The sequence below is a fragment of the Streptomyces sp. CCM_MD2014 genome, assembly GCF_000772045.1.
Classification (GTDB): domain Bacteria; phylum Actinomycetota; class Actinomycetes; order Streptomycetales; family Streptomycetaceae; genus Streptomyces; species Streptomyces salinarius.
Window position 1 is genome coordinate 5638367 of the sequence record NZ_CP009754.1, and the last position, 20787, is coordinate 5659153.

Below are 20787 nucleotides of genomic sequence, written 5' to 3' on the forward strand. Positions count from 1 at the left end.
ACCCGCGATCACCGGCTTTACCTGTCGACGCGGGCGGGTGAATTCAGCCCGTCCGGCGTTTGAGGACGGGGCCCGTTCAGGGCCCAAGCGGGGGGCTGGGGGCGGCAGCCCCGGCAGGGCCCGCACCGGCGCGGGCCCACCGCGTCACCAGCGGTCCGTTTCAGCCCCGCGGCCGTCCGGAGGACCCCCGCACCATCAACTCCCCCCGCACCGTCGCGATCCCGCCCGCCGGCGCGTCCTCCCGCCCCATCGCGACCCGCCCCGCCCGCGCCCCCGCCTCCGCCAGCGGCAGCCGCACCGTCGTCAGCGCGGGCACCGCGTCGATGCTGAACGGCAGGTCGTCGAAGCCGGCCACGGACACGTCGTCCGGGATGCGCAGCCCCGAGTCGCGCAGCGCCGCGCACGCGCCCAGCGCGACGGTGTCGTTCGCGGCGACGACCGCGGTCAGCGTCGGGTCCCGGCGCAGCAGCTCCAGCGTGGCCTCGTACCCGGCCTGCCGGTCGTAGCGGCCGTGGACCGTCCAGCGGGGGTCCTCCTCGATGCCGTGCGCGGCGAGGGCGGTGCGGTGGCCCTCCAGCCGGTGCCGGGTGGTGGTGCGTTCCTCCGGGCCGGCGATGTAGCCGAGCCGCCGGTGCCCGAGCCCGATCAGGTGCTCGGTCAGCTCCCGCCCGCCCCCGCGGTTGTCGAAGGTGAGCGCGATCGCCCCGGTGTCCGGCGCCGGCGGCCGCCCGCACAGCACCACCCGCGTCCCCGCCTCCGTGAGCTTGCGCAGCTTCGCCGCCACCGCCGCCTGATGGCCCCCGTCCTCCATCGCGCCGCCGGTCAGCACCACCGCGGCCGCCCGCTGCCGCTGGAGCAGCGTGAGGTAGGTCAGCTCGCGCTCCGGGATGCCGCCGGTGTTGCAGACCACGGCGAGTCTCTCGCCGCCCGCTCTGCCGCCGGGACCGCCGATCTCGGACTGGACGGCGCCGGCCATGATGCCGAAGAAGGGGTCGGCGATGTCGTTGACCAGGATGCCCACCAGGTCCGAGGTGGCCGCCGCCAGCGCGCTCGCGGGGCCGTTGAGCACGTAGTCCAGCTCGTCGACGGCCTTGAGCACCCGCGCCCGGGTGGAGGCGGCCACGGGGTAGTTGCCGTTCAGTACGCGCGACACCGTCGCGGGGGAGACCTGGGCGCGGGCCGCCACGTCCGCCAGTGTCACCGTCATGTCCTCGTCCTCCGCCTCGCGCGTGTGAGTCGAACGCCGTCCCGGGTGACCTTACGGCCACCGCCCGCCATCGTTCGCCCCCTCGAACAACTCACCCGAACCGCAGTCTTGTCCAGACCACCGTTCACAGGCTAGCTTCGTCTTACATAGAAAGCGCTTGCTGTACGGCTCGAACTTGATCCGGGGCTCGCGGCGCGGCTCGTACGAAGGGAATGACGTGACACGCAAGACGGTGCGTATCGCCATGAACGGTGTGACCGGGCGCATGGGCTACCGCCAGCACCTGGTCCGCTCCATCCTGGCGATGCGCGAACAGGGCGGCCTCGATCTCGGCGACGGGAGCGTGTTGTGGCCGGAGCCGGTCCTGGTCGGGCGCCGCGAGCACGCGCTGAAGGCGCTGGCGGAGCGGCACGGACTCGCCGACGTCGCAACGGACCTGGACGCGGTCCTCGCCGACGACACCATCGACATCTACTTCGACGCCCAGGTGACCTCGGCCCGCGAGGAGGCGATCAGGAAGGCGATCGCCGCGGGCAAGCACGTCTACACCGAGAAGCCGACGGCCACCGGCCTCGACGGCGCCCTGGAACTGGCCCGCCTGGCGAACGCCGCCGGCATCAAGCACGGCGTCGTCCAGGACAAGCTCTTCCTCCCCGGCCTGCTCAAGCTGAAGCGCCTGATCGACGGCGGCTTCTTCGGCCGGATCCTCTCCGTGCGCGGCGAGTTCGGCTACTGGGTCTTCGAGGGCGACTGGCAGGAGGCCCAGCGCCCGTCCTGGAACTACCGCAGCGAGGACGGCGGCGGCATCGTCGTCGACATGTTCCCGCACTGGGAGTACGTGCTGCACGAGCTGTTCGGCCGGGTGAAGTCCGTCCAGGCCCTCACCGCCACCCACATCCCCGAGCGCTGGGACGAGAAGGGCAAGCCCTACGACGCCACCGCCGACGACGCCGCCTACGGCGTCTTCGAGCTGGACGGCGGCGCGATCGCGCAGATCAACTCCTCCTGGGCGGTCCGCGTCAACCGCGACGAACTGGTCGAGTTCCAGGTCGACGGCACCGAGGGCTCCGCCGTCGCGGGCCTGCGGAACTGCCGCGTCCAGCACCGCTCGGCCACCCCCAAGCCGGTCTGGAACCCGGACATCCCCGCCACCGAGGTCTTCCGCGACCAGTGGCAGGAAGTTCCCGACAACGGCGAGTTCGACAACGGTTTCAAGGCCCAGTGGGAGCTGTTCCTCAAGCACGTCTACGCCGACGCCCCCTACCACTGGGACCTGCTGGCCGGCGCCCGCGGCGTCCAGCTCGCGGAACTGGGCCTGAAGTCCTCGGCGGAGGGACGCCGCCTCGACGTACCGGAGATCGGCCTGTGACCCTCCACCTCCCGAACCCCGACGGCACCCTGCGCGCCTACGAGCCGCGCACCGAGCCCATGACCGTCCCCGGGGGAAGCGCTTTCACCTCCCGTACGGTCTTCTCTGCCGCGCACGTCGTCGCCGACCCGTTCGCGGACACCACCCCCGACGGGCCCGCCGCCGTCGACTGGGACGCCACCCTCGCCTTCCGCCGCCACCTGTGGTCGCACGGGCTCGGCGTCGCCGAGGCGATGGACACCGCCCAGCGCGGCATGGGCCTGGACTGGGCCACGGCGGCCGAACTGATCCGCCGCTCCGCCGCCGAGGCGAAGCAGGCGGGCGGCCGCATCGCCTGCGGCGTGGGCACGGACCAGTTGGCCGCGACGGCCGCCACCACCCCCGCGCAGGTCCGGACGGCCTACGAGGAACAGCTCGCGGTGGTGGAGGAGTCGGGCGCCCAGGCCATCCTCATGGCCTCCCGCGCCCTCGCCGCCTGCGCGCAGGGCCCGGACGACTACCTGGACGTCTACGGCCACCTCCTGCGCCAGGCCACCGAACCGGTGATCCTGCACTGGCTGGGCCCGATGTTCGACCCGGCCCTGGAGGGCTACTGGGGCTCGTCCGACCTGGACGCGGCGACGGACACCTTCCTGGAGGTCATCGCCGCCCACCCGGACAAGGTCGACGGCATCAAGGTCTCCCTCCTGGACGCCCGGCGCGAGGTCGACCTGCGCCGCCGCCTCCCGCAGGGCGTGCGCTGCTACACCGGCGACGACTTCCACTACCCCGAGCTGATCGCCGGTGACGACCAGGGTTTCAGCCACGCCCTGCTCGGCATCTTCGACCCGCTGGGCCCGCTGGCGGCGCAGGCGGTCCGGGTCCTCGACACCGGGGACACGGAGGGCTTCCGCGCCCTGCTCGACCCCACCGTCGAACTCTCCCGCCACCTCTTCCAGGCGCCCACCCGCTACTACAAGACGGGCGTGGTCTTCCTCGCCTGGCTGTCCGGCCACCAGAGCCACTTCACGATGGTCGGCGGCCTCCAGTCGGCCCGCTCCCTGCCGCACTTCGCCCGCGCCTACGAACTCGCCGACGGCCTCGGCCTGTTCCCGGACCCGAAGCTCGCCCAGGAGCGCATGCGCAACCTGCTGAGCCTGTACGGAGTGAACCAGTGAGCGATCCCGGCCTGACCCGCTTCAGCATCAACCAGATGACGGTCAAGCAGCTCTCGCTGCCCGAACTCACCACCGCCTGCGGTGACCTGGGCATCGGCAACGTCGGCCTGTGGCGCGAGCCGGTCCAGGCCTACGGCGTCGAGGCGGCCGCCAAGCTGGTCCGCGACGCGGGCCTCACCGTCACCACCCTGTGCCGCGGCGGCTTCCTCACCGCCATCGACCCGGCGGAGCGCGCGAGGGCGCTGGCAGACAACCGCCGTGCCGTCGACGAGGCCGCCACCCTCGGCACCGACACCCTGGTCCTGGTCTCCGGCGGCCTCCCCGCCGGCAGCAAGGACCTGAACGCGGCCCGCGAACGCATCGCGGAGGCCCTCTCCGAACTGGCGCCGTACGCCGAACAGCACGGCGTGCGCCTCGCCATCGAGCCGCTCCACCCGATGTACGCCGCCGACCGCTGCGTGGTCTCCACCCTCACCCAGGCCCTGGACCTCGCCGAACGCTTCCCGGCCCACCAGGTCGGCGTCACCGTCGACACGTACCACATCTGGTGGGACGACCGGGCCCCGGCGCAGATCGCCCGGGCCGGCGCGGGCGGCCGCATCCACACCTTCCAGCTCGCCGACTGGACCACCCCGCTCCCCGAGGGCGTCCTCAACGGCCGCGGCCAGATCGGCGACGGCGCGATCGACATGCGGGAGTGGAAGGCGTACGTCGAGGCGGCCGGGTACAGCGGCGCCATCGAGGTCGAACTCTTCAACGACGCCCTGTGGGCCCGCGACGGACGGGAGGTGCTGGCCGAGACGGCGGCCCGGTTCGCCGAACACGCGGCATAGCGCCGCGCGGGACGCGCACGGGGTCGGTACGGCCCGGCCTCAGAAGGCTGTGTCTGGCTGGGGGCCGGGCCCGTACTCGGCGCGTGGCGTGCCGAGGCGCTCAGCCACCAGCGCCAGCCACCCGTCGGTGCCGTACGGTGCCGGCGGGTCGACCTCCATGCCCAGTTCCGCTACCGCGAGCGCGTAACCGGACTCGTCCAGACCGAGGGCGAACAGCTCGTGCAGTTCACCGACGAGACGCGCCACGAGATACGGGTCGGTGGAGGACCGGTAGTCCTCCACCGCCTCGTCATGGTTGGCGAACTCGTCCGGCATGTCCTGTGAGAACCAACCGGCCAGGAACTGCCCGGTCTCGGGGAACCGGGCGTGCCACTCCCAATGAGTCGCGGGCAGCGACGGGGGCGGCACATCACCCTCCTCGATGCTGCGTCTGACGTGGTCGGCAAGGCAGCGCAGCCACTGCTGGACCTCACCGCCGGCCAGACCTACATCCGGGACCGCGTGGAGCTCTCCGAGTTTCAGCCGCAGCCGGCCTGGTGGGTGATCTGCGTACTCGCGAAGCTGCTGCTCGGCGATCGCCAGTGCCCACGGCCGGGTATGCCAGGTGTGACGAAGGTACGCGGTCAAGGCCTGGCCGGCCCGGTCCGGGGTGTCGTCGGCTGGTTGCCCGGTGTAAGCCCGGAGAACCTGCTCTAGTTCGCCGTAGCGGCGGTCGTGATCGATAGGGCTCAGAGGCATGGCAGGCCTCCTACAAGTAGACGGGGAAGGTTGCGTGGACGGTGAATCCGTGCGGGCGCGTGGGCTCCCGTCTGAGGATGACCCGGGCCGCCCGTACGTCGACGGAACCACGCCCCGCGAGCATCATGGCCTGCAGCAGAACGCGTCCCACCGGTTCGCTGCGAGTCGGCCAGGACGCCTCGATGGTCAGGCGTGACCGAGTGGACTGGGCCAGCCAACGGTGGATGACCTGCTCGTTGGCGTTCACGACCTGCTGGGTGGCCCACTGGGCGGTCTCGTGATCGGGGTAGGTGGCGGATCGGCTGCGCAAGGTCGTGTCCCTTCAGTCTTCGAAAAAGGCCCAGAAGACGCCGATTTCCGTGTCGGACACGGCGACGAGCCCACAGTCAGTGGTGTAGACGGAAAGGCAGTCCCACTCTGTGTCGGGGTTCAGAAGGTCGGCGTCAGGGTTCCTGTGCGCTTCGGCCGCGTTCGTGAAGAAACGGCAGCAGTCGCCGAATCGCGACAAGATCGTCCGAGAGCTGCGGAACAGCGATTCCTTCTGCTGCTCGAAGTCAGGAATGTTGGCGGCCTGGTACATGTCGCCTTGCAGGGCAACGAGGAGCCGGCCGGCTGACTCCCCTCCGACCTCGTGCAGGGATGTCCCGATCTCCTCGGGGCTCCAGGGAAAGAATGGCGCATTCGAACCGCTGCGGTTCTCGCCAACTTCAGGCGCGTAATTGAGTGAAGCCCAGCGCCGTGGATCGGTGGCCTTGAGCGCCATGACCGTGGTCGCATCCCGGCGCCAGTCGTCGTGGCGCCTGGGCCCCACCTGCGCGAAGGTCCAGCCGCCACCGAACAGCTCAAGGACGGCAGCTCTCCAGGACTCTGCGTCGGCAACAGGTTCTTGCTCCGGCACGGCGCTCCTGGTCAAGAGTTGGGAAGGGTGTCGCTGGGCATCGCGGTAAGTACAACATACGGAGGATGGCCGCCGGGAACGGGCCGAAGAGTGGCCAGGACCTTGTCGGAGTCGTGTGCCTGTGCATCCTCGCACGCCCAGGAACGGCCCAAGGGCTGACTGAATTCGAGGCCGATGTTTCTCGTCTGGTTTGGCTGCGGAGCTGCGTGAACGTCGACGGGACCACGCCCTGCGCGCATCAGGGCCTGAAGCGGAACGCGTCTCACTGGATCGCTACGACTCGGCCAAGGCGCCTCGATGGTCAGGCGTGATCGCGTGAACTGGCAGGTATACCCAAGTATTGCGGTGAGTGCCACGGGCGGAGTGGTGGCCTTCAACTCTCAATCGTCCTCGAATCTCCATAGGATCAGAATGCTGTCGTGCGACACTCCGATGAGGCATACGTCAAGGGTCGTCTCGGCGAGGGCGTTGACATGGTACGCAGAAGCCAGGAAGTTCGCGTCGTCTCCTTCTTCGGCCTCGCCATGATTGGTGAAGTATCGTGCCCCCTCGCCTACAGAATCCAACACATCGGAAAGACAGGAATCTCGCTCGTGGTCTCTTTGCTGTGCTGAGTATCGAGGCCCGTACAGGAGGGATCCTGTGGAAATCAGCGTGGCGAGATCGAGGGCGCCCTTTCTGGAAACCTCCAGAACGCTGTCCCTCAACCCTGAGGCGTCCACATTATGTAGTGCAGCATGTTCTCTGACCAGTTCGCTTGCCGCTTGGTACCAGTCGTCACCCTTCCTGTGGGACAGTGTTACAAAGGTTTGACGTTCGTCGAAGTGCCTCTGCGTGCACATGGGGAGTTGATGTTGCTGCTTCATTTGTTGGCCCCCGGCAGTAGGGTCAGGGAAGAGTTGGCATTGACGTGTAAACGACGTACGGGGGTGTGAGGCCGTTCTTGTACTTGAGCACGACCTTCACGCTGTGCGTGTCCGCGGCCGCACTCGCCGAGGGGTTTCCAGCCTCTACGGTTCGCCCGGTCACTTGGTTGAACTCCACGGCATCGAGGGCCAGGATCGAACTGTCCTTGCGAGGTTTCGACAGCCATTTTTCAATCAACTTTTGATTGTTTACGCCGGCATTCTTCTGCCCGCTTCCGTTAGGTGGCCCTACGAACTCTACGGCCTCCTGTGTGGTTTTCTGGGCGACGGTCAGGTCAGAGAAAGAGGATGCGGCGTCAATGGTTGGCTGGTCTCTGAGACGTTGTGCCAACTGCATGTCCGTCTTGCCGACATGCTTGTCGATTACATGGCTTCCATGCACCCCTTCCTGGTTCGCCAAATCGACGGGATACCTATGATTTGACTCGCTGTCCCCCGGTATCGTGTACAGGGGGTCGCCCTTGAAGTCTGTCAGCGCTCGAGCGCCGAATGATTCGGCGCGTGCTGCCTCTGCGTTGAATGTCGGTGCACTGTTGTACGCCTCGTCCAAAGCGTCCAGTAAGTCTCTTATTCTGCGCGTTTGGCGTTCGAGACGGTTGTTGTACTCGAGTACCGCATTGTTCATGGCCTGTTCGTCCATGTTCAGCACGATTCCGGAGGACAGGTCCGTGACCAGGCCCTTGCCGAACTTCAGCAGCCCCTTGCCCAGGTTCTTGACGTCCTTGAGGCCCATGCCGTCGCTCAGGTCGATCTCGGGCAGCGTGTCGATGACTGCCTTTCGATAGATCCGATGGAGGTCCTCGCGGACGTCTTCCGCGGCCTTCGCGAAGTGATGGACGGCGTCCACCATCACTTCGCAGGTGTCGAACAATACGGCGAAGACCGGGTGGTTGGCCCCTGGACTGCCGAGGTGGTCGTTCTTCCAGTTGTAGCCGTTGCGTTCCTGACCCCAGGCCGAAGTGCCCCACAGCGTGCTGCAGAACGTCCGCATGGCGCCGTGCCACTCGCTGTTGGACTGCTGAGTGATGCTCTGAAGCATTGGCGTCAGCGTTCCGTCCACGGCAGACAGGGTGATCTGCGGCATCCGCCACGTTTCCGAGACGGAGTTGACGCGGTGGTGGTTCGGAAGCGGGAGAATCTCGGCCGCCTTGCCCCAACGGCAGGCGTCTTCGAGGAGGGGGCGCAGCACGGTCAGGACCACGGCCTCCACTCCCTCCAGGGCGCGCTGGACGAAGTCCTGCCCGTCGTCGATGTCTCCCCACTTGAAGTCCGTGACAGGACCGTACGAGGGAGGGGTGTCGATCACGACGGGAGGTTGCTGGTGTTGTGCATGGGCCGTAGGAGAAGGATTGGTGGCGGCATCGGCCGCCGCATAGTTGTTCCCAGTGACGGTGAATCCGACCGCGGCGCCACCCACGCTGACCACAGACCTGGCCCACACCTCCAGGAAGCGTTCGCTGACGTCCTTGTAGGCGTTGGTGAAGTTTTGGACGGCCGTCCCCCTGCCGCCGCCGTCGGGGTACTTCGCCAGTTCGGTCAGGAACGACTTCACGCCTCGGTGCAGTTGGTCCTGCTGGTCGGCGAAGCCGGCCGAGACGCCGTACAAGAGGGATGGCGTGACGTCGATCGTACCGTTGGGAGACCCCCCCGTTGGCGTGGCCATCAGGAGGCTCCCCAGCCGCGGAGCACGGCCTGGTGTGCCACCGCGTAGTTGACGTGACCAGTCGCCACGATCTCGTGCAGCCACTTCTGGGCTGCCTGGAGGTCCTGGGCCGAACGGTCCCATTCGTCGAGTTTGTCGACGAAGACCTCCCGGGCCTGTCCCTCCCAGGAGAGTACGACCGGGACGACGCGGTCGTAGAGGTCGTTCAGCTTTTCGTTCAGCTTCTTGAGGATGTCCTCCAGCTCGATGGCGAGCTCGCTTAGTGTGTCGAAAGAGACGGATATGTGGTCCTCGGAAGGGTTCTCGGCTGGCATTTCTTCCCCCGTGTGTGAATGACTGCTCATGCGGATGCGCCTCGGGCCCGAGTTCTCAGAACGAGTCCAGGGCGCTGCGCGGAGGAGCGGCCGGAGCAGTGTTCGTACCGGTCTCCCCCTGCGGCGTGGACAGCCTGTCGACCTCGCTGTCGACGTCGACCTGAATGCGCTGGAGCTGGGCGAGCACCTCCAGCTCGCGTTGGGTGAAGCCGTCTCTGCTCAGACGCACGGCCTGTTCGAGGTGCCGCATGACCTCACGGATGCGCACGGCGTCCTCGGCCGCTGCCCGGTGAAAGCCGCGGTAGGCGGTCCCGGCCGGGCCATGCCAGCCGGCCTCTACGCGGTCCACCACCCCGTCCATCCGCTTGACCTGCTTGTCCAGGTGGTCCTGCATGTCGTCGAGGTCGTCCGCGAGCTTGGTCAGGTCGTCGTCGGAAACGCGTAGGTCCGGCTTCTTGCCGTGACCCGTCGGTGTGTCGGGCAACCCCATGGCGCATCTCCCGTGCTGTTCAGTAGCTCAGGCGCAACTCTTCGCCGCCGTCAGACAGATGATCCCATTGGGTGGCCTGCCGGGCGCCAGCCGGCCCCGAGCCAGACGGAAAATAGTCCCGCCGACCGGGCAACCCTTGCGCGGTCCCGCGGGTCGTACTTGGCATCAGAACTCCCGTGGGGGTACCCGGGGGGAAATCCCGGGGTTCTGAAGGGGAGGGGAAACCCGAGGGGGCCCGGTCGACGACCGGGCCCCCTCGAAGTTCTCGGGCGTTCTCAGCGGCTTCTCCGAGGTGTTCTCAGAAGAAGACCCCGCACCGCAGCAGCACATTGGCGTACGGCCGGGCCTCCCCGGTGCGCACGATGAGCCGCGCGCCCGCCGACAGCTCCTTCAGCCGCTCGTGCGGGACGAGTTCGAGTGCCGGAAAGAGCCCGTCCAGCAGCGCGGCGCACGCGGCGTTCGCCTCCCGGACCTCCGCCGCCGCCGTGGCGCCCTCGACGACCAGCTCGGCCAGCAGGCCGTCCAGCACCTCGGCGAAGGCCGGGACCCCGGCCCGGAACGCCAGGTCGACGACGCGCGGCCCGACCGGTACGGGCATCCCCGCGTCGCACACCAGGACACCGTCCCCGTGGCCGAGTTCGGCGAGGGCGCCCGCCAGGTGCCGGTTGAGTATCCCCGCCTTCCTCACAGTGCCTCCGCCTCCGCGGCCGTCGGGTACGACTCCTGCGCGCCCGGCTTCGTGACCGCCGCCGCACCCACCCGGGCCGCGTAGGCCGCCGCGTCGGCGAGCGACTCGCCCCTGCCGAGCCGCCAGGCCAGTGCCGCCGTGAACGCGTCGCCGGCGCCCGTGGTGTCCACGGCGTCCACCTTGACGGACGGCACCCGGACCACACCGGCCGGCGACGCGACCAGCGCACCCTCGGCGCCCAGGGTCACGACCACCGACCGCGGCCCCTTGGCCAGCAGGATGCGGGCCCAGTCCTCGGGACGCTCGCCGACCAGGGCGTCGCCGAGGATCACCTTCGCCTCGTGCTCGTTGACGATCAGCGGGTCGCAGGCCGCCAGCACCTCCTGCGGAAGCGGCCGCGGCGGCGACGGGTTCAGCACGAACCGGCTGTCCGGCGCGAGCGAGCGGACCACCTCGACGACCGTCTCCAGCGGGATCTCCAGCTGTGTGGAGACCACGCGGGAGGCGTGGAAGAGACTGGCCGCCGCGCGTACGTCCCCGGGCGCCAGGCGGCCGTTCGCCCCCGGCGAGACCACGATGCTGTTGTCCCCGGACGGGTCGACGGTGATCAGCGCGACGCCGGTCGGGGCGCCGCCCACCAGCACACCGACCGTGTCGACGCCGGCCGCCCGCTGCGAGTCCAGCAGCAGCCGGCCGTAGTCGTCGTCGCCGACGCGGGCCAGCAGGGCCGTACGGGCGCCGAGCCGGGCGGCGGCGACGGCCTGGTTGCCGCCCTTGCCGCCCGGGTGGACGGCCAGGTCGGAGCCGAGCACCGTCTCGCCGGCCCCCGGCCGCCGCTCGACACCGATCACCAGGTCGGCGTTGGCCGACCCGACGACCAGCAGGTCGTAGTCGTACATCAATCGTTCTCCGATTCGAGTGATTCCCGCTGGTGTGCGCCGAGTCCCGATGGCCCGTCTCAGCCCTCGAAGCCGGCCACGTTCTCCTTGGTGACGACCTTCACGGGCACCTTCACCGTCTGCTCCACCTTCTTGTCCTCGGCAGCCCGCAGCGCGTTCTGTACGGCGATCCTGCCCAGTTCCTTCGGCTGCTGCGCGACGGACGCGTACAACGTGCCCTCCCGGACCGCCTTCAGGCCGTCCGGGGTGCCGTCGAAGCCGACGACCTGGACCGACTTCCCGGCCTTGGCACCCAGCGCCTTGATCGCGCCCAGCGCCATCTCGTCGTTCTCCGCGAAGACGCCGTCGATGTCCGGGTGCGCCTGGAGCAGGTTGGTCATCACGTCCAGGCCCTTGGTGCGGTCGAAGTCCGCGGGCTGCTTGGCGACGACCTTGATGCCCGGGTACTCCTTCAGCCCGGCCGCGAAGCCCGCCCCGCGCTCCCGGCTGGCGGAGGTGCCAGCCTGGCCCTGGAGGATCACGATGGTGCCCTTGCCGCCGAGCTTCTCGGCGAGCGCCCGGGCGCCCAGCTTGCCGCCCTCCACGTTGTCGGAGGCGACCAGCGCCGACGTCTCGGCCTTGTTGACGCCGCGGTCCACGGCGATGACGGGGATGTCGTCCTTGTTCGCCGCGCGCACCGAGGGACCGGCCGCGTCGGAGTCCACCGGGTTGACGACGACCGCGGACAGGCTTCCGCTGACGAAGTTCTGCAGCTGGTTGGCCTGCTGGGAGGCGTCGTTCTGGGCGTCCGTGACCGTCAGGTCCACGCCCAGCTTCTTCGCCTCCTCCTCGGCGCCGTTCCTGATCTGCACGAAGAACGGGTTGTTGAGCGTGGACAGCGACAGCCCTATCTTCTGGGTCCTGCCGTCCGAGGAACCGTTGTGCAGCAGCGAGGTCGCGCCGACGACGGCGACGGCCACGACGGCGGCGATCACGTACGTCAGGGCCTGCCTGCCCCGGTTGCCGCCCCCAGACGCCCCGGCCGCCGGAGTCACCGCGCCCGCCTTGCGGCGCAGCGTGTCGAAGAGCACCGCCAGCGCGATGACGACACCGATGACGACCTGCTGCCAGAATGCCGAGACGGACAGCAGGTTGAGGCCGTTGCGCAGCACCGCGAGGATCAGTGCGCCGATCAGCGTCCCCGACGCCTTGCCGGTGCCGCCCGCCAGCGAGGCGCCGCCGATGACGACGGCGGCGATGGCGTCCAGCTCGTAGCCCTGAGCCGCCTGCGGCTGCGCGGAGGCCAGCCGGGAGGCGAGCACGATGCCCGCGGCGGCGGCGAACAGGCCGGAGAAGGCGTAGATGGCGAGCTTCTGCCGCTTCACCCGCAGCCCGGACAGCCGCGCGGCCTCCTCGTTGCCGCCGATGGCGTACATGGAGCGGCCGATGTAGGTCCGGCCGAGGACGAACGCCGTGATCAGGCCCATCACAATCATCACGAGGACGGGCACGGGCAGCCACCCGCCGAGGGTGTCACCGAGGTGCGAGACCGAGTCCGGGAAGGCGATCGGCGAACCCTGCGAGATGACCAGCGACAGGCCGCGCCCCACCGACAGCATGGCGAGCGTCGCGATGAACGGCGGCAGCTTGCCGTACGAGATGAGGAACCCGTTCACCAGGCCGCACGCGATGCCCGTCAGCACGGACAGCAGCACGGCGAGGACGACCGGCATCCCGGCCTCGGTGGCGCTCCAGGCCAGCACGGTGGCCGAGAGCGCGGCGACCGAGCCGACCGACAGGTCGATGCCCGCCGAGACGATGACGAAGGTGACGCCGAACGCGAGGATCGCGGTGACGGCGGCCTGCACGCCGACGTTGAGGAGGTTGTCGGCGGTCAGGAAGTCCCCGGACAGCGCCGACATGGCGACGACGAGGACGATCAGCGCGGTCAGCGCGCCGTTGTCGAGCAGCAGGCGGCGCAGGCCGCCCGTGGCGCCGCCCTGCGCGCCCGGCTTGCTCTTGAGCGTGTCAGTGGCCACGGGAGGCCTCCGTTCCGTTGGGGTGAGTACTGACGGCGAGGGCCATCACCGCGTCCTGGGTGGCCTGTTCGGCGGGGAGTTCGCCCGCGACGCGTCCCTGCGCCATGACGACCACGCGGTCGCTCATGCCGAGGACCTCCGGCAGATCGCTGGAGATCATGAGCACGGCGGCGCCCGCCGCGGTCAGTTCGTTGATGAGCTGGTAGATCTCGACCTTGGCGCCGACGTCGATGCCGCGCGTCGGCTCGTCGAGGATCAGCACCCTGGTGTTCGCCAGCAGCCACTTGCCGATGACGACCTTCTGCTGGTTGCCGCCGGAGAGCGTGCGCACGTGCTGCCCGAGTCCGGCCATCCGCACGCCGAGCTGCCCGGCGATCCGCTCGGCTGCCGCGTGCTGCCCCTTGAGGTCGACGAGCCCGGCGCGGGCGGTGGACCGGAGCGTGACGAGCCCGAGGTTCTCCTCCACGGAGGCGTCGAGCACCAGCCCCTGCCCCTTGCGGTCCTCGGGCACGAGCCCGATCCCGGCGGCCATGGCGGCGTTCACGTCGTGCCGCCGCAGCGGCGCACCCGCGACGTGCACGGTGCCGGCGTCGTACGGGTCGGCGCCGAAGACCGCCCGCGCCACCTCGGTCCGCCCGGCCCCGACCAGCCCCGCGATGCCGACGACCTCACCGGCCCGCACCTCGAAGCCGACGTCGTGGAAGACGCCGTCGCGGGTGAGTCCCTCCACCTTGAGCAGGGGCTCACCGGCTTCGGCGCGCTCGCGCGGGTACTGCTGCTCGATGGACCGGCCGACCATGAGCCGGACCAGCTCGTCCTCCGGCGTGGAGGCGGGCACCTGCCCGACGCTCCGGCCGTCCCGGATGACGGTGACCCGGTCGCCGAGCGCGGCGATCTCCTCCAGGTGGTGGGTGATGAAGACGATGCCGACGCCGTCCTCGCGCAGCCGCCGCACGATGGCGAACAGCTTCTCGACCTCCTCGGAGGTCAGCACGGCGGTCGGCTCGTCCATGATGAGCACGCGCGCGTCCAGGCTGAGCGCCTTGGCGATCTCCACCATCTGGAGCCGCGCGATGCCGAGTTCGCGCACCCGCGCACGCGGGGACACGTTGACCCCCACCCGCTCCAGCAGCACCTCGGCCTCGGCATCCATCCTCTTCCGGTCGATCATGCCGAGCCGGCGCGGCTGGCGTCCCAGGAAGATGTTCTCGGCCACCGTCAGGTCGGGGACGAGGTTGAACTCCTGGTAGATCGTGGCGATCCCGAGGCGCTCGGAGTCCTGCGCACCGTGGATGCGCACCTCCTCGCCACCGGCCAGGATCCGCCCGGCGTCGGGCGTGTAGGCGCCGGAGAGCATCTTGATCAGCGTGCTCTTGCCCGCGCCGTTCTCACCGAGGAGCACGTGCACCTCGCCCCGGCGCAGGTCGAAGTCGACGCTGTCGAGCGCGACCACACCGGGGAAGGTCTTGCGGATGCCCTCGATGCGCAGCAACTCGTCCGGACTGCGGCTGCTCACGGCGTACTCCTTCGTACGGGGGAGGGGGACTGGTGGGGGGCGGGGCCGTCCGGCTCGCCGCACGAGCGGCGCACGACGAGCCGCGCCGGAAGCGTGACGGACTCACCGGCCCGCCCCGCGATCCGCTCGACGAGCGCGCGTACGGCGGCCCTTCCGAGCTCCCGGGTCGGCTGGGCGATCGCGGTGACGGGCGGATCGGTGTGCACGAACCAGGGGATGTCGTCGAACGCGGCGAGCCCGATGTCCTCGGGAACCCGCAGCCCGCGCGCCCGTACGGCGTCCAGCGCGCCGAGCGCCATCAGGTTGTCGGCGGCGAAGACGACCTCGGGCGGCTCGGGCAGGTCGAGGAAGCCCTCGGTGACCCGGCGTCCGCTGCCGGCCTGGAAGTCGCCCTGGCCGATGCAGGCGTCGGGGAGGGGGAGCCCGTAGGCGGCCAGCGCCTCGCGGAAGGCGTCGACGCGCTCGCGTCCGGTGGTCGTGGCGGCGGGCCCGGCGATGATCGCGAGCCGGCGGTGCCCGAGCCCGTGCAGGTGAGCGACGAGGTCCCGCACCGCGTTCCGCCCGTCCGACCTGACGACGGGCACGTCCACGCCGGGGATCCACCGGTCGACGAAGACCATCGGCGTCCCGGCCCGCGCGGCGTCCAGCATGCGCGGGGAGCCGCCGTCGGTGGGGGAGACGAGCAGTCCGTCGATCCGCCGGTCGAGCAGCGTGGTGACGTGGTGGTCCTGGAGGTCGGGGCGTTCGTCGGCGTTGCCGATGATGACGCTGTAGCCGAGCGCGCGGGCCTCCTCCTCGACGGAACGGGCCAGCTCGGTGAAGTACGGGTTCATCACGTCGCTGATGACCAGGCCGAGGGTGCGGGTCTGGTCGGTGCGCAGCGACCGGGCGACGGCGTTCGGGCGGTAGCCCAGCGTCTCGACGGCGGCCAGCACGCGCGCGCGGGCGGCGGGGCTGACCGACGGGTGTCCGTTGAGCGCCCGCGAGACCGTGGCGACGGACACGCCCGCCTCGGCGGCGACGTCCTTGATGCTCGCCATCGTCGTTCCACCTCCTCGTGGAATCGATTACACGGAGGATTGGAAACGATTACACGGGCGGAATCAAGGGGTGGACCGGGCCCGATGCGCAATCGTGACCGTCGAGGCGGAAAGGGGACGGCGAGCAGCCGCGCAATCACCGGGGAGGGGCCGGCGGGCCGCGGGGGGAGCGGGGCGACGGTCACTCCCGGGGCGTGCCGTCCCAGCGCCACGACGTGAGGCGAGGATGTCCGGGCAGCTCGGCGCGTCCGGTGGACCACAACAGGGTGGGCCAGGGTTCCAAGGACGAGGGCGCGCCGGGGAACAGCCGGGCGAGTACCCGCGAGCACAGACCGGCGGGCGGGTCCCAGGCGAGGCCGAGTCCGCACGCCAGGTCGTGGGTGTGCACCAGAGCCTCCACGATCCCCATGGCGGCGAAGCCCTCCGGGTCCGAGACCCCGAAGACGTGGTGGGCCCGGGTCCGGGGCGGGGACGTGCGCACCATGGCGACCAGCAGGGCACCGCTCGCTTCCAGGACCCGCAGCAGACCGGTGGGACCGGCGGCGCGGTCCGCGTGGACGGCGTTCGCCGGGCCGCCCGGCCGCCGGCTCTCCCAGACGAACGGCACCTCGCCGTCCAACGGCGGCACCGACGGGCCCAGTTGCACGGCGTAGGAGAAGAAGTCGTCGCTGAGGTGCTCCACCGTCTCCCAGCGGTCCCACTCGAGCGAACCGGCCCTGGCCGCCCACGCGGCCGGGGGCACCTGTCGCAGGAGTCCCACCGCGAGGCGCACGGCGAGGGCGAGGTCGTCCGCCGTCACGGGGGTGCGGGGCGGGCCGGGGCGGGACGCGGGGCGGCCGTACCGCGGCCGGGGGGAATCGGTCATGCCACTCCTTCGATCACTTGCCTGCCGGAGGGGCGACGGCCCCGGACCGGGCCCGGCTCACAGCTCGGAGGCACCCCACTCGGCGGCCTCCACCGGGTCACCGACCGCCACCGCGCCCGGTCGGACGACGGCGAACTTCGCGCCGAAGGCCACACCGCCCCGGGTCCGGCGGTATCCGGCCAGCGTACGCAGCGGCTCCGGCCCGGCCTTGCGCGCCGAGCGCTGGTCCACGGTGGTGACCACGCACCGCAGGGCGAGTTTCGCGTAGCCGAGTTCGCAGCCGCCGATCGTCACGCGTCGCAGGAGGTCCTCCGTGTGGGGCCGCTCCCAGCCCTCGACGACGATGTTCGGCCGGAACCTCTCCATCGGCACGGCGGGTTCCCCGGCCGACCGCAGCCTCTCGTCGAGCAGGGCCAGGGTCGCCCGCGACAGGATGTGGACGGCGCTGCTGTCGGCGTAGCCGGAGGTGCCGGGCGTGTGTCCGTCCGTCACCCGCCGGTGGTCCGGCGGGACCCGGACCAGCCCGGCCTCCTCGCCGACCGCCCGCGACAGCCACCGCCCGACGTCGGGTCCCTGGTCGATGCCCTGGCAGGCGTTGCCGAACAGCTCCACGGGGCGGCGGGGACCGTCGCGGACGACGGCGAAGGACAGAGCCGGCAGGTCCGGGTGGCGCAACGTCATCCGGGAACCGTCCGGGCTCACCTGCGGGCTGATGAGCGCGAGTTGCGGATGACGGCGCTGGGTGCGGAAGACGCCGTCGCGGTCCACGACGAGAAAGGCGCGGTCGTGCGCGATCCCCGCCGGCGTGATCACCGCCGTGGCCGGGCGGACGGCGGCGCAGCCCTTGACCGGGTAGTAGGCGAGTTCCGCTATCCGTGGTGCGAGGGCGGTCACCGTGTCAGGCCACCGTGTGTGTCGGGCAGACCCTGTCCGGCCGGCGGGTGGGCACCCGTGCCGGCCCAGCTCGTTCGCCTCACTGAGGGCGTCTCCTTCGGTTGGTCGGGGGCGGTGCGGACCGGTCCACGGTCGCTCGGTCGACGCTCATCCTGCGGCCCCGGGCCGCCTCGGCGCTTCCGGCATTCCGCCAAGGCGTTGCGGAAACCGGCCAACGTCTTCCCGGGAAGCCCGGTCGGCAGCGGCCTGCGGGCCTTCTGCGCGCAGGCCGTCCGGCAGGCGTTCGTGGCGATCCGGTACAGCCAGGTGCGCACGGAGGACCGGTGCTCCAAGGCCGGGCACGGCCGCCACGCGCGCGGGCAGGTCTCCTGGACGACGTCCTCGGCCTCGTCGAGGGAGCCGAGCATGCGGTAGCAGTACGTCAGCAGCTCGCGCCGGAAGCGGGCGGTGGCGTCGGTGAAGTCCCCGGGGACCGGCGTCGCGGGCGGTTCGTTCCCCTGGGGGGCGCGTGGGCGTGTGTCGTCATGGTGGGACAGACCGCCGGACGGCTCGACAGGCATCGCTCGCCCGGGCGCCGGACCGCCCGCCGCTCCCCGCCTGCGGTCACCTGCCGCCTGCGGTCACGTGCCGTCTGCCGTCACCTGCCGTCGCGCGGTCCGAACGTCTCGAGCGCCTCCACGTCGTCGGCCGCCCTCCTGACGTAGTCGTCGAGCCACTGCTCGACGCCGGGCAGGGCGGAGCGCCGCGCGGTCTCCCGGATCACCTCCTCCTTGTCGAGCGGAGTGCGGCGCAGGGTGACGGCTCCGTCGTGGAGCAGCGCCCAGTGCGCACCCGTACCGCCGTACGGCAGGCCCACGCTGCCGGGGTTGACGACGGTGCGTCCGGCGGCCAGTCGCACGAACGGCATGTGGGTGTGGCCGCAGACGACGGTGGAGACGGACGGCGGAACGTCCGCGAAGACCTCCTGCCAGCGCTCCACGCGGCTGTCCACGAGCACGACCTCCTGGTCGTCGCGCGGGGTCGCGTGGCAGAACAGGACGGGACCGAAGCCGTCGACCTCGACGGTCACCCGCTCCGGCATGCGGTCGAGGAGCCGCTGGTGATCGGGCCGCAGTTGCCCGGCGCCCCAGACCGACACCGGGTCGTCGTCCAGCCCGACGTCGACACCGCGCGACATCTGCAGCACCTCGCGGTCGGCGTTGCCCCGGACCAGCAGGGCCCGGTCGCCGAGGCCCACCAGCCGGTCCAGCACCTCGGTCGGCTCCGGCCCCCACACGTGGTCGCCGGTCACCAGGACGAGGTCCGCCGAAGCCACCGCGGGCTCCGCGAGCACCCGGTCGAGCGGCCCCAGCATGCCGTGGACGTCGGACAGGACCGCCACTGTTGTCGTCATCGTCTGTTTCCTTCCCTTCCCTTCCCGGGCAACCGGCCGGACGCGACCGACCGGAGCAGCACAGCACAACCGCCGCGCCCCGCGCAGGCCCGGCAGGACGACGCCCACCGCGTCGGCCGGGCGGGCTCAGCGGCCCGACAGGGCCCGCTCCACCGCGAACACGGCGGCGACACCGGCCGGGAGAGCGGCGGCGGGCCGATCGGTCGGCGCATACAGACCGGCCGGGAGGCGGAAAGGAAGCGGTACGGGCCCGGGTCAGCGAGTCAGGGCCCGGCGCCAGTCGTCGAGGTGCTCGTCGACGAACCCCGTCGTTCCGGCCCAGTGGTCGCCGTGGCCGGTGACGTACATCGTCCCCCACGGCTGACGGCCCGACTCGTGGGAGCGGCGCAGCAGGTCGTGCATCGCCGCCGCTCTGCGCACCATGGTGCGCGGAAGGGCCTCCCGCAGCTCGCCGCCCGCGTCGTACCCGTCCACGAAGGCGGCGAGTCGGGTCGCCGAGTCGTGGACGTCCGCGCCGGGGAACAGGTGGGCGAAGGAGACGGCCGCGTACGCCAGGTCCCACAGCCGGGTGCTCGGTCCGGCTCCGTCCCAGTCGATGAAGACCAGCCGGTCCCCGTCGACGACGAGGTTCCACGTCGCCAGGTCGTTGTGACACAGCAGGTCGGGCCGTTCGGCCGGGATGAGCACGTCCCACCTGCCCCGGAGCGGCAGGCCGGTACTCGCGTCGTGGATCCGGCGGACGAGTGCGCCGACCCGGTGGACGAGGTCCGGTTCCAGCGGCGCGTCGTCCATCGCCAGGGACCCCGGAACGTAGTCCAGGACCAGCCGCCCGTGCTCGTCGCGCCCGTGGCCGAGGGGCACGTCGACGCCCCGCCGGTGCAGTGCGCGGAGGTAGGAGACCGTGCTGTCGCTCGTCGGCAACCACGGCTTGCGCACGGTCGATCCGACCCGCACGACACGGTCCGACGCGTTTCCCCCGTGCAGTTCTTCCTCGCCCTGATGTCCTGTGCTCATGTCTTCCTCACCGTGAAGTCCGGTCCTCGTGGTGGAGCCGCGGTGTCACCGCAGGAGGCTCTCGTGGTGCACCGGCCGGCCCCTGGGGTAGGTTGCTCGCCATGCGCCAGACCGTGGTCTTCGACGTGGACGGGACGATCTGCTTCGACGGTCGTTCGATACCGGCGGCCATCGCCGAAGCGCTGCGGGACCTCGGGACACAGCACCGTCTCGTGTTCGCCTCCGCCCGCCCGATCCGGGATCTGCTGCCGGTCCTGCCGCCGGAGTTCCACGACGAGACACTCGTCGGCGGCAACGGCGCGTTCTCCCGCGACCGGGGCGACCTCCGGGTCCTGGGCATCGCCCACGAAGACCGGCTGGTGCTCGACGACATCATCGACCGGTACGGCCTGAAGGTGCTGATCGACGGCGACTGGGACTACTGCTACACCGGCGACGAGGCGCACGGGATCTTCCGGCAGCTCGACGCGGGACGCCTCGCCTCGAACGTTCCCAGAGAGCGGATCGCCCAGTATTCCAAGGCCGTCGTCTTCACCACGGACCCCGAAGTCCTGCGGCGGCTGGAGGAGACGGGGCTGTCGCTCAACGTGCACCCCGACGAGGGCATCGTCGACATCGCGCCCAGCGGGATCACCAAGTACCACGCGCTGGACAGGCTCGGGCTGACGGACCACGGGTACCTCGCGTTCGGCAACGACGCCAACGACGAGCGCATGCTGCGGCACGCGAAGGTGAGTTACCGCGTCGGCACGCACCCGGCCCTGGCCTTCGCCGACCATCACCTCACCCCGGACACGGTCCACCAGGCCATCCGCGACCTCGCCCGCACCGGCGCCCGCCCGGGCGCGTGAGACGAGCGCGCGCG

22 protein-coding genes are annotated in these 20787 nt (G+C 70.6%); 4 read left to right on the top strand and 18 right to left on the bottom strand.

The features are described 5' to 3' along the window. Positions 1-160 precede the first annotated feature (160 nt). Entirely contained in the window at positions 161-1207 is a 1047-nt protein-coding gene (locus NI25_RS25200) for a LacI family DNA-binding transcriptional regulator (RefSeq protein WP_061444618.1), read from the bottom strand. Positions 1208-1424: 217 nt separating this feature from the next. Between NI25_RS25200 and NI25_RS25205 the strand changes: the two genes are divergently transcribed. Genes NI25_RS25205 through NI25_RS25215 form a run of 3 tightly spaced genes read left to right on the top strand, consistent with a single transcriptional unit; the run spans position 1425 to position 4566 of the window. Continuing rightward, complete coding sequence (locus NI25_RS25205) at positions 1425-2576, top strand: Gfo/Idh/MocA family protein (RefSeq protein WP_061444619.1); 1152 nt, start codon at positions 1425-1427, stop codon at positions 2574-2576. After that, the gene (locus NI25_RS25210; protein WP_061444620.1) at positions 2573-3733 is read left to right on the top strand and encodes a dihydrodipicolinate synthase family protein; all 1161 of its coding nucleotides are present in this window, start codon (positions 2573-2575) and stop codon (positions 3731-3733) included. The genes NI25_RS25205 and NI25_RS25210 overlap by 4 nt, the downstream gene beginning before the upstream one ends. Before the next feature lie 35 nt (positions 3734-3768). Next, positions 3769-4566, top strand: coding sequence for a sugar phosphate isomerase/epimerase family protein (locus NI25_RS25215; RefSeq protein WP_420710812.1), 798 nt, complete (start codon positions 3769-3771; stop codon positions 4564-4566). 39 nt (positions 4567-4605) lie between these two features. Here NI25_RS25215 and NI25_RS25220 read toward each other — a convergent pair whose 3' ends face one another. The 17 genes from NI25_RS25220 to NI25_RS25300 form a co-directional block, all read right to left on the bottom strand. Then, positions 4606-5304, bottom strand: a complete 699-nt coding sequence (locus NI25_RS25220) for a contact-dependent growth inhibition system immunity protein (protein ID WP_061444622.1) — start codon at positions 5302-5304, stop codon at positions 4606-4608. A 10-nt stretch (positions 5305-5314) separates the two neighbouring features. Then, positions 5315-5614: an RNase A-like domain-containing protein gene (locus tag NI25_RS25225; protein WP_061444623.1), complete on the bottom strand. Its 300-nt coding sequence runs from the start codon at positions 5612-5614 to the stop codon at positions 5315-5317. Positions 5615-5626: 12 nt separating this feature from the next. Continuing rightward, complete coding sequence (locus tag NI25_RS25230) at positions 5627-6202, bottom strand: hypothetical protein (RefSeq protein ID WP_061444624.1); 576 nt, start codon at positions 6200-6202, stop codon at positions 5627-5629. A 380-nt stretch (positions 6203-6582) separates the two neighbouring features. Next, entirely contained in the window at positions 6583-7068 is a 486-nt protein-coding gene (locus NI25_RS39265) for a hypothetical protein (RefSeq protein ID WP_148315154.1), read from the bottom strand. 22 nt (positions 7069-7090) lie between these two features. After that, positions 7091-8791 (bottom strand): RNase A-like domain-containing protein, encoded by a 1701-nt coding sequence (locus NI25_RS25240; RefSeq protein WP_061444626.1) that lies wholly within the window; start codon positions 8789-8791, stop codon positions 7091-7093. Further along, positions 8791-9105: a WXG100 family type VII secretion target gene (locus tag NI25_RS25245; RefSeq protein ID WP_061444627.1), complete on the bottom strand. Its 315-nt coding sequence runs from the start codon at positions 9103-9105 to the stop codon at positions 8791-8793. The genes NI25_RS25240 and NI25_RS25245 overlap by 1 nt, the downstream gene beginning before the upstream one ends. Before the next feature lie 55 nt (positions 9106-9160). Continuing rightward, on the bottom strand, positions 9161-9595 hold the full coding sequence (locus tag NI25_RS25250; RefSeq protein WP_061444628.1) for a WXG100 family type VII secretion target: 435 nt from the start codon (positions 9593-9595) through the stop codon (positions 9161-9163). Between the two features lie 298 nt (positions 9596-9893). After that, positions 9894-10283, bottom strand: coding sequence for a D-ribose pyranase (gene rbsD / locus NI25_RS25255; protein WP_061444629.1), 390 nt, complete (start codon positions 10281-10283; stop codon positions 9894-9896). After that, positions 10280-11182: a ribokinase gene (locus NI25_RS25260; RefSeq protein ID WP_061444630.1), complete on the bottom strand. Its 903-nt coding sequence runs from the start codon at positions 11180-11182 to the stop codon at positions 10280-10282. The genes rbsD and NI25_RS25260 overlap by 4 nt, the downstream gene beginning before the upstream one ends. A gap of 59 nt (positions 11183-11241) precedes the next feature. Then, entirely contained in the window at positions 11242-13200 is a 1959-nt protein-coding gene (locus tag NI25_RS25265) for a substrate-binding domain-containing protein (RefSeq protein WP_061444631.1), read from the bottom strand. Beyond that, entirely contained in the window at positions 13190-14716 is a 1527-nt protein-coding gene (locus NI25_RS25270; protein ID WP_061444632.1) for a sugar ABC transporter ATP-binding protein, read from the bottom strand. The genes NI25_RS25265 and NI25_RS25270 overlap by 11 nt, the downstream gene beginning before the upstream one ends. Then, on the bottom strand, positions 14713-15756 hold the full coding sequence (locus tag NI25_RS25275; RefSeq protein WP_061444633.1) for a LacI family DNA-binding transcriptional regulator: 1044 nt from the start codon (positions 15754-15756) through the stop codon (positions 14713-14715). Before NI25_RS25275 ends, NI25_RS25270 begins: the two co-directional genes overlap by 4 nt. A gap of 181 nt (positions 15757-15937) precedes the next feature. Beyond that, the gene (locus NI25_RS25280; protein ID WP_107071840.1) at positions 15938-16621 is read right to left on the bottom strand and encodes a maleylpyruvate isomerase N-terminal domain-containing protein; all 684 of its coding nucleotides are present in this window, start codon (positions 16619-16621) and stop codon (positions 15938-15940) included. 57 nt (positions 16622-16678) lie between these two features. Then, positions 16679-17515, bottom strand: coding sequence for an MOSC domain-containing protein (locus NI25_RS25285; RefSeq protein WP_061444634.1), 837 nt, complete (start codon positions 17513-17515; stop codon positions 16679-16681). Next, complete coding sequence (locus NI25_RS40795; protein WP_061444635.1) at positions 17512-18075, bottom strand: sigma factor; 564 nt, start codon at positions 18073-18075, stop codon at positions 17512-17514. Before NI25_RS40795 ends, NI25_RS25285 begins: the two co-directional genes overlap by 4 nt. 77 nt (positions 18076-18152) lie before the next feature. Then, positions 18153-18908: a metallophosphoesterase family protein gene (locus NI25_RS25295; RefSeq protein WP_061444636.1), complete on the bottom strand. Its 756-nt coding sequence runs from the start codon at positions 18906-18908 to the stop codon at positions 18153-18155. A 255-nt stretch (positions 18909-19163) separates the two neighbouring features. Beyond that, entirely contained in the window at positions 19164-19922 is a 759-nt protein-coding gene (locus tag NI25_RS25300; protein WP_061444637.1) for a phosphotransferase, read from the bottom strand. Positions 19923-20023: 101 nt separating this feature from the next. On the opposite strand from NI25_RS25300, the gene NI25_RS25305 reads away from it, so the two are divergent. Then, the gene (locus tag NI25_RS25305; protein WP_061444638.1) at positions 20024-20773 is read left to right on the top strand and encodes an HAD hydrolase family protein; all 750 of its coding nucleotides are present in this window, start codon (positions 20024-20026) and stop codon (positions 20771-20773) included. The last annotated feature ends 14 nt before the right edge of the window (positions 20774-20787 follow it).